Origin of the sequence: Streptococcus sp. 2342 (assembly GCF_013276795.1) — a bacterium.
In the GTDB taxonomy this organism is placed as follows: domain Bacteria; phylum Bacillota; class Bacilli; order Lactobacillales; family Streptococcaceae; genus Streptococcus.
Genome location: NZ_VMLR01000006.1, coordinates 68,704 through 82,155, shown reverse-complemented (window position 1 = coordinate 82,155; position 13,452 = coordinate 68,704). Strand labels below are relative to the sequence as shown.

Annotated in this window: 16 protein-coding genes; 3 read left to right on the top strand and 13 right to left on the bottom strand. The window is 40.7% G+C overall.

The window, feature by feature from the left end:
• Positions 1-11 precede the first annotated feature (11 nt).
• The 11 genes from secA to nrdR form a co-directional block, all read right to left on the bottom strand.
• Positions 12-2,525 (bottom strand): preprotein translocase subunit SecA, encoded by a 2,514-nt coding sequence (gene secA / locus HT689_RS07895; protein ID WP_173251543.1) that lies wholly within the window; start codon positions 2,523-2,525, stop codon positions 12-14.
• 145 nt (positions 2,526-2,670) lie between these two features.
• A complete protein-coding gene (locus tag HT689_RS07890) occupies positions 2,671-2,958 on the bottom strand; it encodes a hypothetical protein (protein WP_173251541.1) in 288 nt (95 codons plus the stop codon).
• A gap of 10 nt (positions 2,959-2,968) precedes the next feature.
• Positions 2,969-3,619: an ABC transporter ATP-binding protein gene (locus tag HT689_RS07885; protein ID WP_173251539.1), complete on the bottom strand. Its 651-nt coding sequence runs from the start codon at positions 3,617-3,619 to the stop codon at positions 2,969-2,971.
• A 3-nt stretch (positions 3,620-3,622) separates the two neighbouring features.
• Positions 3,623-4,264 (bottom strand): hypothetical protein, encoded by a 642-nt coding sequence (locus tag HT689_RS07880; RefSeq protein ID WP_173251553.1) that lies wholly within the window; start codon positions 4,262-4,264, stop codon positions 3,623-3,625.
• On the bottom strand, positions 4,257-5,048 hold the full coding sequence (locus HT689_RS07875; RefSeq protein WP_173251537.1) for a hypothetical protein: 792 nt from the start codon (positions 5,046-5,048) through the stop codon (positions 4,257-4,259). The genes HT689_RS07880 and HT689_RS07875 overlap by 8 nt, the downstream gene beginning before the upstream one ends.
• A 33-nt stretch (positions 5,049-5,081) precedes the next feature.
• Positions 5,082-5,417, bottom strand: a complete 336-nt coding sequence (locus HT689_RS07870) for a hypothetical protein (protein WP_173251535.1) — start codon at positions 5,415-5,417, stop codon at positions 5,082-5,084.
• Positions 5,418-5,498: 81 nt separating this feature from the next.
• Entirely contained in the window at positions 5,499-6,809 is a 1,311-nt protein-coding gene (der, locus tag HT689_RS07865) for a ribosome biogenesis GTPase Der (protein WP_173225642.1), read from the bottom strand.
• Between the two features lie 13 nt (positions 6,810-6,822).
• On the bottom strand, positions 6,823-7,536 hold the full coding sequence (locus HT689_RS07860) for an NADPH-dependent oxidoreductase (RefSeq protein ID WP_173225639.1): 714 nt from the start codon (positions 7,534-7,536) through the stop codon (positions 6,823-6,825).
• Positions 7,533-8,429, bottom strand: a complete 897-nt coding sequence (gene dnaI, locus HT689_RS07855; RefSeq protein WP_173225636.1) for a primosomal protein DnaI — start codon at positions 8,427-8,429, stop codon at positions 7,533-7,535. The genes HT689_RS07860 and dnaI overlap by 4 nt, the downstream gene beginning before the upstream one ends.
• The gene (locus HT689_RS07850; protein WP_173251533.1) at positions 8,430-9,599 is read right to left on the bottom strand and encodes a replication initiation and membrane attachment family protein; all 1,170 of its coding nucleotides are present in this window, start codon (positions 9,597-9,599) and stop codon (positions 8,430-8,432) included. It lies immediately after the preceding gene.
• A complete protein-coding gene (nrdR, locus tag HT689_RS07845; RefSeq protein WP_001203672.1) occupies positions 9,600-10,073 on the bottom strand; it encodes a transcriptional regulator NrdR in 474 nt (157 codons plus the stop codon).
• A 139-nt stretch (positions 10,074-10,212) separates the two neighbouring features.
• Between nrdR and HT689_RS07840 the strand changes: the two genes are divergently transcribed.
• From HT689_RS07840 to HT689_RS07830, 3 genes are read left to right on the top strand one after another with little or no spacing between them, the layout of a single operon-like run.
• Positions 10,213-10,578, top strand: coding sequence for a GntR family transcriptional regulator (locus tag HT689_RS07840; protein WP_000119149.1), 366 nt, complete (start codon positions 10,213-10,215; stop codon positions 10,576-10,578).
• Between the two features lie 4 nt (positions 10,579-10,582).
• A complete protein-coding gene (locus tag HT689_RS07835; protein ID WP_004256110.1) occupies positions 10,583-11,278 on the top strand; it encodes an ABC transporter ATP-binding protein in 696 nt (231 codons plus the stop codon).
• 16 nt (positions 11,279-11,294) lie between these two features.
• On the top strand, positions 11,295-12,062 hold the full coding sequence (locus HT689_RS07830) for a hypothetical protein (protein ID WP_173251531.1): 768 nt from the start codon (positions 11,295-11,297) through the stop codon (positions 12,060-12,062).
• A gap of 31 nt (positions 12,063-12,093) precedes the next feature.
• On the opposite strand, the gene HT689_RS07825 is transcribed toward HT689_RS07830, so the two are convergent.
• Together HT689_RS07825 and HT689_RS07820 are read right to left on the bottom strand one after the other, a co-directional pair.
• Positions 12,094-12,789: an LrgB family protein gene (locus tag HT689_RS07825; protein ID WP_173225627.1), complete on the bottom strand. Its 696-nt coding sequence runs from the start codon at positions 12,787-12,789 to the stop codon at positions 12,094-12,096.
• Positions 12,786-13,160 (bottom strand): CidA/LrgA family protein, encoded by a 375-nt coding sequence (locus tag HT689_RS07820; RefSeq protein ID WP_000781325.1) that lies wholly within the window; start codon positions 13,158-13,160, stop codon positions 12,786-12,788. Before HT689_RS07820 ends, HT689_RS07825 begins: the two co-directional genes overlap by 4 nt.
• Positions 13,161-13,452 lie beyond the last annotated feature (292 nt).

The window sequence follows — 13,452 nt, the reverse complement described above, 5'->3', positions numbered from 1 at the left end:
ACTATCTCATTTTATTGTCTTTTACCGTGACAGTTTTTAAACTTCTTACCAGAACCACATGGGCAAAGTTCATTGCGTCCAATCTGGCTCAAATCCAAATCTTCTGGCATACTTGCTTGGTGAGCAGCGATATTGCGAGTCGCTGTTGTACTGATATGGCGTTCTGCCTGTGGTCTTTCTTGTTCATGAATTTGTGCTTTCATCATCAAGCGTGTCACATCAAACTCAATCGAACCAATCATGTCATTAAACATACGGAAACCTTCTGCCTGATACTCAACAACAGGGTTGTTCTGAGCATAGCCACGAAGTCCAACCGCGTTACGCAATTGATCAAGGGCATCGATATGATCTGTCCACTTGTTATCCACCACTCGTAGAATCAAGACTTTTTGGAATTCTTTAACTGCTTCTTCATCACGTAGTTTTGAAACCTGACTATCGTAAACCTTCAAGGCACGTTGGAAAAGTTCTTCCTTGATGGCCTTATCAGACAAGCCTGACAAGTCGTCCATCGTAATTGAATCTTCTGGAAGCAAGTTGTACTTAGCAAAGTTCAAAATCGCCTCTAGTTTTTCATCTTGTTTGGCACGCGCATGACCATCAACGACACGTTCAATCGTGCGTTTGATCATAGACTGAATTTCAGGTGCCAAGTCACGGTCTGCAGTGATGACATCGTAACGTTGAGCATAGATAATCTCACGTTGTTCACGCATGACGTCATCGTATTGAAGGACTTGTTTACGGGTATCGTAGTTATTTCCTTCGACACGTTTTTGCGCTGCTTCAACCTGACGCGTCAACATACGAGACTCAATCGCCTCTTCAGACATATTGAGACGTTCAAAAATTCCCTTCAAGCGTTCAGAACCAAAACGTTTCATCAAGTCATCTTCAAGAGAGAGGTAGAATTGTGACTCACCTGGGTCTCCTTGACGACCTGAACGTCCACGAAGCTGGTTATCGATACGACGACTTTCATGACGTTCTGTACCAATCACACAAAGTCCACCCAATTCACGAACCCCTTCACCAAGCTTGATGTCGGTACCACGACCGGCCATGTTGGTTGCGATAGTAACAGCACCACGTTGACCAGCATTCATGATGATTTGGGCTTCTCTATAGTGGTTTTTGGCATTCAAGACTTCGTGAGGAACGCCAGCTGCGACTAATTTCTTAGAAATGTAGTCACTAGTTTCAACCGCTACTGTACCAACCAAGACAGGCTGACCTTTTTGGTAACGAGCCTTAACGTCTTCGACAACCGCCTTAAACTTAGCCTCGATACTTGCATAAAGAAGGTCTGAGTGGTCAATACGTTGAACAGGACGGTTGGTTGGGATTGGAATAACACGAATGTTGTAGATTTCACGGAATTCTTCTTCCTCCGTCTTACCTGTACCCGTCATACCAGACAATTTCTTGTACATACGGAAAAGGTTTTGGTAGGTGATTGAGGCAGATGTCTTGGTTTCATCCTGGATTGGCACACCTTCTTTGGCTTCAATAGCTTGGTGCAAGCCATCAGAATAACGACGACCTTCCATGGTACGACCTGTAAATTGGTCAACGATCAAGATTTCTTGCTCTTCGCTCACCACATAGTCAATATCGAGAAGCATGATATAGTTGGCACGAAGGGCGTTATCAATAAAGTGAGTCAGAGCTACATTTTCGATGTCATAGAGATTTTCAAGTTTGAAGTAGCTTTCAGCCTTGTCAATCCCTGAATCAGACAAACCAATAGTCTTAGACTGCACATCGATGATGTAGTCGTCTTTGTCCAAAGATTTCACATAGTGGTCTGCCATGTGGTAGAGCTGACTGGTTTCAACTGCGTTAGCACCTGATACGATCAAAGGTGTACGGGCCTCATCAATCAAGATTGAGTCAACCTCATCGACCAAGGCATAGTTAAGCGGACGTTGTACCATGTTTTCAGCGCGGACGACCATGTTGTCACGAAGGTAGTCAAATCCGATTTCTGAGTTAGTTGAGTAGGTAATGTCACACTCATAGGCTTCTTTTTTCTCCATTGGAGATTTGGCAGCCAAGTTAATCCCTACTGACAAGCCAAGCCATGAGTACAATTCACCCATTTCAGTCGCGTCACGTTCTGACAGGTATTCATTGACCGTAACTACGTGAACCCCTTTACCTGAAAGGGCATTGAGGTATACCGGCATAGTCGCAGTCAAGGTTTTCCCTTCCCCTGTACGCATTTCTGGCACGTCACCATGGTGAAGAACGATTCCCCCCATGACCTGAACCTTATATGGGAAGAGGCCTAGGACACGTTTGGCACCCTCACGGACAACCGCAAATGCTTCATAAAGCAATGAATCCAGTGATTCTCCATTTTGATAACGTTCTTTAAATTCAACTGTTTTTGCTTTTAGTTGGTCATCAGTCAAAGCAGCCATTTGGTCTTCGTATTTGAAAACCTTGTCAGCCATCTTTTCCAGACGACGGATTTCTCCTTTATCATTTTCGATAATTGTTTTTAAAATATTAGCCATGTTTTTCCTTACTTTAAATTCCGAATATTTTAGAATGTTCTTTTAATTTTAGCACAATTACTGATTATTTTCAAGGAAGAATCCCCATTTTGAAAAGGAAAAAGAGGCTAGTTCCCAAGCTAACCTCTCTGACTTTTATGTTGGTTTAATTGCCAAAAATCGGCAAAATGGCAAATAGGATAAATAGATTTATCCAAAGAGAAAGACAGCAGATGAGTCCAAAAACAAAGAGACTGACTTTCTTGGACAGCAAGGCCATCAAAATAGACAGAATACCAAAAACTAGCAAGACTTTCTGTATGCTGAAGAGGTCAATCTCCCCCCCCAGAATCGGACTGTCCCAAGGAAGAAAGAAGAAAGCCAGCCAGATCAACAGAACTAAACCAATATAGACCTTAGAATAGCGTGTAATAAATGATTTTAGATGTTCCATAAGCCACCTCCTAGGATTGTATATCCTTTAAATATTGTATATGTCCATTTTCGACAACTAATACATCTGTGCAAAGGTCTGAAATATCTTCCGATATGTGTGATGTCAGGATAACCAGACCATTTTCTTTTTTCAGGTAAGATAAAATGACCTGTTTGGTTAACCTCACACTCTTCTCATCCAAAGCATTCATGGGTTCATCGAGAAAGAGTATAGATGGTTCGGCAATAAAGGCTTGAATCAAAGCTATTTTTTGCTTTGTTCCTAAGGATAAATGACGGTATTCAACATCTTCAAATTCCTTTAAATCATAATATTGGATCCAATCGGCAATTCTTTTTTCAGTAATTTCAGATGAAAAATCCCTTAACAGTTCCAAATTTTCTCTCAGGGATAAATGAGATAGAAACTCTACCTTTTCAATTAAAATCCCTGCATCCTGAATATAATGATTTTTCACCCCGTAAACTTTACCATCTTGAAGAACTTTTCCTTTGTCAAGCTTAATATAACCAGCAAGTACCTTTAAAAGAACCGTCTTGCCAGATCCATTATCACCTTTAAGTCCATAAATTTTTCCTGATTGAAACACCAAATTCAACTGATTTAAAATAGGTCTTTTCCCATAAATTTTCTGTCCATCTATAATTTCAAGTTTCATCGTTTATCCTTTCTTAAATTTCTCTTCCAAACGACTAACAATCAAGATAACTAATAAACTTAGGAGTACTAAATACACTGTTACAATATGATCCATCATCCATTCTTGTCCCACAAATGCTAAAAAATAGAGAAAAAAGGAAAAACCAGCGCCCGCACTAATAAGTGCTATCAGATAAGACAGGAGTAAGTACAACATCATTAACTGAGCAAGTAAAAAGAAAAGTACGACTGTTTTGAAATGAATTCCTAGAGGAAGTAAACCAAGGAACCAGACAAATAAATCTTGAGTAAAAAATTTAGAGATGACAACCAATCGTTTCCTTGTATAATCGAAAAAGGAGCTTGATTGATAGCGAATCAAGTGATGGTAATGGTCTGCCAAATCACTTTCAAGCAAAATGACAGAGAGCCATCCTACCATGAAAATCGAAAGGTTTAACAAGAGTTTGGGGATTTCTAAATTCGCTTCAGAATAGTCATTATAGGAAAAGATTGAAATCAATTCCCTCTTGAAAAAGAGAAAAACATCCTGCTTTTGAACCACTGTTGACAATAGATAGTTAATCAAAATCATCATCAAAACTATACGAAGTAGTAAAACGATCTTTCTCTTTAGCAAAATATTGTTAAAATTCTTAAACATTATCTTCATATTTTTCAAGCACCATATAAGGGACAATATAAAGGATATAAGGAGTAAAGAGTTTCATCAAACTGACATCCCCATAGCTAGCTTGCATCAAACTCGTTATAGGAACCATATAGTAAGGCAAGGCACTATAGAGCAACATAGAACCAAGCCAAAGAAACATCAAATAGGCAATTGCCGAACGAGTCACATTCCCTAAATAATCAACTATTTTAAAAAAATAGACTGCATTGATGAAAATACCGATTAGTAGGACACAAGTAAAGAACAAATAGCTTGTTATCTCTCCATTTAGGAGCCTTTGTAAACTACTCCCATCAGAAAATAGAGAATTCCATTCAAGAGGAGAAAAAGTCCCAAAGAAATAAGTTAAAATTGCAATTATCAGCACAGTCACTAAATATATCAAGCAAGGGATACTTGCAACTTGCAAAGTCAACTTTCTTTTTAACCCTTGATAACTCACTTCTCTTCCAATACTCAATCGTAAAACCTTATTTTTCAGCTCAATATATTGAAAACCTAGCAAAACAATGATGATTGGAATAATAAATGATTGATAAAAACCTAGATTGAACTGGAGAATACGAAAATCTAATGCTGATTTTAATAAGTCATTTTTAATTGCTTGTCCATCGAATTTAGCTAGATCGGGCGCATGAATATCAAAAAAGAAATAAGTCATCAAAACATCACGATAAACCAAAGCAAGAAAAAGCAAAGTAAGCAAGACATAAACAAATTTATGCCTTGCCAAAGTTAAGAGAGGAATCTTCATAAGCCACCTCCTACAAATAAAAACCGATATAAATCAATGCCTTCCGCCCTTAGACTTTCCTAACTCCTTTCTTAGTCTAAGCATTTTTTTGAAACAGGAATAAGTTAACCTATTCAGACCAATAGCTAGCAGAATAAAAAGAAACCAAATGCCCCATAACTTGATATCTGTCAAATTTCTCAAGACGATATTGAAAAACAGAACTGAAATAACTGTCCAAGCAAGGCTAAAAAGAGCATAGAGGGGAATGTAAAACCAGTAAAAATAGTAAAAAATTGGGAAAAATTTACTTTCTCTATTATCCTTTTCAATCCAGCTGAAAAAGTAAAACCAGGGAAATAAGAGCACAAATTTAAACAAATGTTTCATCGACACCTCCTTTTTGATAGCGTTTTCTATTATTTTATTATATCAAAAAAATCTGGAAATGTCATTCCAGATTCTACTTTTTTATTTACGCTTTCTTGCGATGAGATGGATTGGAGTTCCCTCAAAGACAAAGGCCTTGCGGATTTGATTTTCCAAGAAACGCAGGTAAGAAAAGTGCATAAGCTCTTCTTCGTTGACAAAGATAACAAAGGTTGGTGGTTTAGTTGCCACTTGGGTCGCATAGAAAATCTTGAGGCGTTTCCCTTTGTCTGTCGGTGTTGGGTTGATGGCAATGGCATCCATAATCACATCGTTCAAGACAGCTGATGGAATACGTGTGTTTTGACTTTCACTGATTTGCTTAATCATCTCAGGCAGTTTGTGGAGACGTTGCTTGGTCAAGGCTGATACAAAGATAATCGGTGCGTAAGGCAGGTATTGGAACTGCTCACGGATATCTTCTTCCCAGTTTTTCATGGTGTGGTTATCTTTTTCAAGTGTATCCCACTTGTTGACCACGATAATCATCCCTTTGCCAGCTTCGTGGGCAAATCCAGCGATACGCTTGTCGTATTCACGGATACCCTCTTCCGCATTGATGACCATCAAGACCACATCTGAACGGTCAATAGCACGCATGGCGCGCATGACAGAATATTTCTCGGTATTTTCATAAACCTTACCAGACTTACGCATACCAGCCGTATCAATCATGGTAAACTCTTGACCATCTGTATCTGTAAAGTGGGTATCAATAGCGTCACGCGTTGTTCCAGCAACAGGACTGGCAATGACACGGTCTTCTCCCAAGATAGCATTGATCAAACTTGATTTTCCAACGTTTGGACGACCAATCAGACTAAACTTAATCACATCTGGATTTTCTTCTTCATATTCATTTGGAAGATTTTCTACGATGGCATCTAGCACATCCCCTGTACCGATACCATGGACAGATGAGATAGGCAGTGGTTCACCCAAACCGAGGGCATAGAAATCATAGATATCATTTCGCATCTCAGGGTTGTCCACCTTGTTCACTGCGAGGATAACTGGTTTATGGGTCTTATAAAGCTTACGGGCTACGTATTCGTCCGCATCGGTAATTCCTTCCTTACCAGACACGACGAAGACGATAACATCTGCTTCTTCCATGGCAATTTCCGCCTGGTGCTTGATTTGTTCCATGAAAGGAGCAACGACATCATCGATTCCTCCTGTATCAATCATGCTAAAGGAACGATTGAGCCACTCACCCGTTGCATAGATACGGTCACGTGTCACTCCTTCGACATCTTCTACAATGGAGATTCGCTCACCAGCGATCCGATTAAATAGGGTTGATTTCCCAACATTGGGACGTCCTACAATGGCAATAGTTGGTAGGGCCATAATTTCTCACTTTCTACAATAAGTTCTTCTGTTCAAGATTTTTTCTAGTTGAGCTTGGTTCAGCTTGGCCAAACTGTTCTGCTAGGCGCTGACTCCAGCTTGTGGTTGCACGCGCCCCAGCATAGTCAGCCTGTACACGGTCATAAGCTTGGATTGCATCAGTTGACTGTTCTCGGTATTCTTCCTCAAACACCACTTGATTCAATGGCAAGCGAGGTTTGACTTCATGTTCTTCATTTGGAATTCCTAGTGCCATCCCAAAGACAGGATAGGTGTAGTCAGGCAAATTAAAGAGTTCTGCTACTTCTTCTGACTTGTATCGAACCAAACCGATAATCACACCACCATAGCCCAAGCTTTCAGCTGCCAGCAGGGCATTTTGACCAGCAAGAGCCGCATCGACCGAACTAATCAAGAGACCTTCTACACCTTGGGGTTGGAAAGTATCAGTATGAAGCTGGGCTCCCTTTTCCGCTCGGTTCAAATCTCCGACAAAGAGAAGGAAAACAGCTGACTGGCGAATGGCTTCTTGAGGCACCAATTCATACAAGGCATCCTTCTTTTCTTGACCTCGTACTACAATCACAGAGTAGGATTGAAAATTCTTCCAAGACGAGGCCATTTGGGCTGCTGTCAGGATTTCAGTCAAGTCTTCCTGAGGAAGGGCTTGCTCCTTAAATCTTCGAACAGACTTATGAGCTTTCATCAGTTTAATCGTTTCTGTCATCGACGGTTTACTCCTTCTAAACGAGTCTCCTCAGCCAAATAACGGATGCGTTCCATGACTCGTCTGGCTTCCCAGGTTTCGTCATTTCCTTGCTTCCCTTTAGCGAAATGCAACTCCAAATCTTCAAAGTTGAAGTTGGATGTGAAAAAGGTCGGTAAATTTTCCTGCATCCGATATTGGAGAATGACCTGCAGGATTTCGTCACGCACCCAAGCTGTTGATTGCTCGGCACCAATATCATCTAAAATCAGGACTTCAGAAAGCTTAAGCTCATCCACCAAGGTTTTGACATTGCCATCACCGATAGCATTTTTGACATCTATGACAAAGCTAGGATAGTGGAGAAGAGTGGATGAAACACCACGTTTTTCTGATAAATCATGGGCTAGGGCAGCCACCATGAAACTTTTACCCACACCAAAGTCTCCATATAAGTAAAGACCTTTTCGAATAGTTGGATATTGTTCCACGAAGGCTAATAGCTTTTCAAAAACTGGCAAGCGACCCAAATCATCCAAGTCTACTTGAGCCAAACTAGCTTTCCTGAGACTGGCTGGCAGATTGATTAACTTGAGACGGTTCTTAATAGCCGCTTCTTTTTCCGCCGCGATTAGTTCAGGAGTTTCTTCATAAGAAACATCCGCATAGCCATGATTCATAACCAAAATAGGCTTGTAGCCTTTGGCGATATAATCCGTATCACCACGAAGAAACTTATCACGCTCGGTGATGTACTGATTAAACTTGGAGATACTGCGATTCAATTCCTCTGGGCTGAGGGATTCTTGCTGGATAAAGGCCGCAACATCAGGATCCTTCATGATTTTCTGGACCAAATCTTGATAATGAAAACGGCTAGGTTGACGTTTGAGTACGTCTCCGACACTTTCCATCTAATCTCCTCCTTTTTCTAATCGAGCTAATAGTTCTTGTTTCTTACGTTCTAGTTCCAGACGAGTTTCCTCGCTGGTTTCATTCTTATAATCTGGATTGCTCCACTTGGGTACATTGGACTTGGTAGGACTAGAGTTACTGCTTTTTTGAGCCTGATTCTTCTGCCCTCTCTCACGGATGCGCAATACTGCCTCTTCTGCTGAATGAATCTTTTGATAGGCGTAATCATTGGCTACCTTCATGGCATATTTCTCATTGATATTTGCCGAATCCACCTTATTAAAGGTCAATAAGAGAATGATATTGATGACTTCGTCCAGCAAGCCCAAGCCAGCCATCTGTTGCAAGAGTTCTCTTTCTGTTTGGGTAATAGTTCCCTTGCGTGTTTGCTTGATTTCTGCCAAGAACTGCAAGGCCGTTTTACTTTTGGCTTCCTTGATAATGGTCGCTTCCTTAGGACTAAAGTCAGAGGAAATCGGTTTTTGAGCGATTTTTTCCCGCATGCGTTTGGTTGAAATAACCCGGGAAACAGCTGTTGACTTAGCCAATTGATAGGTTTCAAACCAAGTCCATTTCTTCTCCTCGGCAATGGCAAAAAGGTTTAAGACATCGGACTGCTCATCCGCAAAGCGAAGTCCATCTCGAGCCATAAGCTGACGAAAATGGTCCAAGTCAAAATCGTTGGCCACTTTCTTCTTGAGACCAAGGTCTTCTTGACTTCCCAGCTCTGCCAAATCTGGAAAGACTTGATTGAGTGAGACAGGTATTTCTTCTCCCTCAGTGCTCTCAACTTTCAAATCCTCCACAGCTGCATCACCAATCTTCTTCTCCAAAAGTCTGCGATAAACAGGATGTTCCAAGAAATCCTGACTTGAAAGAGGAGCATGGAGGGCTAGCTGATAAACATCCCCCTTTTGATAGAGGGTCAAGAGATTAAAAGCAGATAGGATTTTCAGGGATTTTATCAGTCTATCCATCCCAAAGTTGAGATGGTTAAGAATGCTTGAAAAAAGATATTCCTTTCTGCCATTATCCCAAAAACTAATCGTATAAAGATAAAGGCTCAGTGCCTCCTGACCGATAATCGGGAGGTAGCACTGTACCAGAGATGAGGTATCTTGCGACACCCGATTATTCTTTAGATAAGAAAAACGGTCAATTGGCTTCATTTATCTTTCCTTTTTCTTTTTAGAGGACTGGGTAATTTGTTGGAGCAAGCTCTCTAACTCACTAACATCCTTAAAACTACGATAGACACTGGCAAAACGAACATAGGTAATCTCATCCAACTCAGCCAACTCCTCCATGACGAGTGAACCAATGTCCTCACTTTGAATTTCATTTTCATTTCGACCACGGAGTTTCTGTTCGATACGATTGACTACCATGTTTATTTCATCACTTGACACAGGACGTTTCTGAGCTGAGCGGATAATTCCATTAAAGATTTTATCTCTGGAGAATTGTTCCCGTGTGCCATCTTTTTTAACAACCACTAAGGTTCTTTCTTCTACTCGTTCGTAGGTTGTAAAACGGTGTTGGCATTCATCGCACTCACGTCTTCTACGAATGGTGTTCCCTTCTTCTGCTTGGCGACTATCGATAACACTTGACTTGGTAGCCCCACATTTTGGACAACGCATCCTTTCCCTCCTTATCGTTTTCTTTTCATTATACCATTTTTTAAACGATTCCCAAAACAATTCTTCTTTTTGCTTGACAAGTTTTTTGTTTTGTTGTATTATTTAATTAAGACAAAAGGATAAAAGAAAGGAGACCAAGATGTCCTGGACATTTGACAACAAAAAACCCATCTATTTACAGATTATGGAGAAAATCAAGCTTCAGATTGTTTCCCATACACTGGAACCCAATCAACAACTTCCAACCGTGAGGGAGCTGGCGAGCGAGGCTGGTGTCAATCCCAACACCATCCAAAGAGCCTTGTCAGACCTTGAACGAGAAGGATTTGTCTACAGCAAGCGCACAACTGGACGATTTGTAACTGAGGATAAGGAGCTAATCGCCCAATCGCGCAAACAATTATCAGAAGAAGAATTGGAACACTTCGTTTCCTCCATGACCCATTTTGGCTATGAAAAAGAAGAACTACCAGGCGTAGTCGGCGATTATATTAAAGGAGTTTAAGCCTATGTCATTACTAGCATTTGAAAATGTATCCAAATCTTATGGAGCAACCCCAGCCCTTGAAAATGTTTCCCTTGACATCCCAGCTGGAAAAATTGTTGGTCTCCTTGGTCCAAACGGCTCAGGGAAAACAACCCTGATTAAACTAATCAATGGCCTCTTACAACCAGATCAAGGACGTGTCCTCATCAACGACATGGACCCAAGCCCAGCAACCAAGGCCATCGTAGCTTATTTGCCGGATACAACCTATCTTAATGAACAAATGAAGGTCAAAGAAGCCCTAACCTACTTCAAGACCTTCTATAAAGATTTCAATCTTGAACGCGCCCATCATCTACTTGCAGACCTAGGTATTGATGAAAATAGTCGTCTCAAGAAACTATCAAAAGGAAACAAGGAAAAAGTCCAATTGATTTTGGTTATGAGCCGTGATGCCCGTCTCTACGTTTTAGACGAACCCATTGGTGGGGTGGATCCAGCAGCCCGTGATTATATCCTCAATACCATTATCAACAACTACTCACCAACTTCTACCGTTTTGATTTCTACCCACTTGATTTCAGATATCGAGCCAATCTTGGATGAAATTGTCTTCCTCAAAGACGGAAAAGTCGTTCGTCAAGGCAATGTAGACGATATTCGCTATGAGTCAGGTGAATCCATTGATCAACTCTTCCGTCAGGAATTTAAGGCCTAAACAAAGGAGATTATTTATGTTTTGGAATTTAGTTCGCTATGAATTTAAAAATGTTAACAAGTGGTATTTAGCCCTCTACGCTGCCGTGCTAGTCCTTTCTACCCTTATCGGGATACAAGCACAGACCTATAACAATCTACCTGTCAAAGAAAGTCAACCTACTATGCTACTTTTTCTAGCCCTCGTCTTTGGTGGCTTGATGATTACACTTGGGATTTCAACTCTTTTCTTAATCATTAAACGCTTTAAAGGTAGTGTCTATGACCGACAAGGCTATCTGACTTTGACCTTGCCAGTTTCTGAACACCATATCATCACAACCAAACTAATCGGTGCCTTTATCTGGTCGTTGATTAGCACTGCTGTCCTAGCTCTAAGTGCTGTTATTATTGTGACCATAACGGCTTCAGAATGGATCCCTCTTTCTTATGTGATTACATTTGTAGAAACACATCTCCCTCAGATCTTTCTTACAGGTATATCCTTCCTACTAAATACCATTTCCAGTATACTCTGCATCTACTTGGCTATTTCCATTGGACAGCTTTTCAATGAATACCGTACAGCACTCGCTGTTGCAGCCTACATTGGTATCCAAATCGTCATTGGATTTATTGAACTTTTCTTCAATCTTAGTTCTAATTTCTATGTCAATTCACTTGTAGGACTCAATGACCATTTCTATATGGGAGCAAGTATAAGTATTGTTGAAGAACTCATTTTCATAGCTATCTTTTACCTCGGAACCTACTATATTTTGAGAAATAAGGTTAATTTGCAATAAAAAATGCCCAGCTAAAAAGCTGGGTTTTGATTTAACTCAATATCAAACCGGCTACAATAGGGCTGACAAAGACATAGAGAATACCGGTGACACCGATAGCCAAACCACCCATGGCTCCTGCTACAGAGCCGTATCGGAAGGCTGTGCCTGTTCCGACTGCGTGGCCTGTTCCTCCAAGGGAAAGACCAACAGCTACTGGGTCGTCAATTTTCAACCACTTCAAAAGGGTTGGGCCGATGACACTGGTTAAAATTCCAGTCGCCACTACAACCACCAAGGTCACAGTCGTCAGACCTTGCAATTTTTCTGTGATTCCCACTGCCATAGCAGTTGTTACTGACTTGGGAAAGAGAGAAATGGCTAGGAAAAAGTCCATGCCAAAAATTTTCGCCACAAGTGCTGTGAAAGAGGTATTGACCACTACCGCTAACAGACTACCAAAGAGAATACTGCGAGCATGGTGCTTCATCAGATGAAAACTCTTATAAAGCGGAATCCCCAGAGCCACGGTCGACGGAACAATCAAGTTGTTCAGATAAACCCCACCTTGGTAGTAATCTTGGTAAGAAATACCCGTCACTTTTAGAAAGATGATAATGAAAACAGCTGACAAAAGCAAGGGCGTTGTCAATGGATGGGGAAAACGTCTGTAAATCAGCATTCCCACTAGATAAGCTAGGATTGACAGGGCAAGCCCAAACAGGGGATTGGAAACAAATTCACTCATTTGGCATCTCCTTTCTCATAATCTCCCTCAAACCGTCTCTTGATAAACTGAACCACCAAAGCAATGAGGATAATATTGATAACAGCTGCAAAAAAGACAATCAAAACAATGGGCAAAAGATAGGGAGCAATCACATCAAACTTTTCCATGATTCCCACTGCTGGCGGCAAAAAGAGAATGGTCATATTGGCCAGCAAGAAATTCCCCACCATGTTGACATGTCTGGTTCTCAGCCACTTGAATTGTAGGGCTAGAAAGAGAATAATCAAACCGATAATACTGCCTGGGATAGGCAAATGAAAGAAACTGGAAATCCCCTCTCCGATTAGAGAAATCACAAAGAGAATCATTAATTGAACATATAATTTCATCCTAAACTCCACGAAATAGACTTCTTGCATACCAGTTTACTCTTTTTTCAGAAAATTTCAAGGAAATGCACAAGAGTCATTAAAAATTAGAGAGGAAAGGGGATACAAACAATTCTTGACTTGTGAAAACAGTGTAATTTAGGATAAAATATTCCAGCGTCCTTCTTGCCAGTATCCTTGAAAAGTAGTATAATTATTGCATGCGAAAAGTAGTATAATTATTGCATGCGCAATCATCTTGTGATGCAGAGACTGTCCGTGAATGGACTTTCCTCTATTTACAACTCTAAAA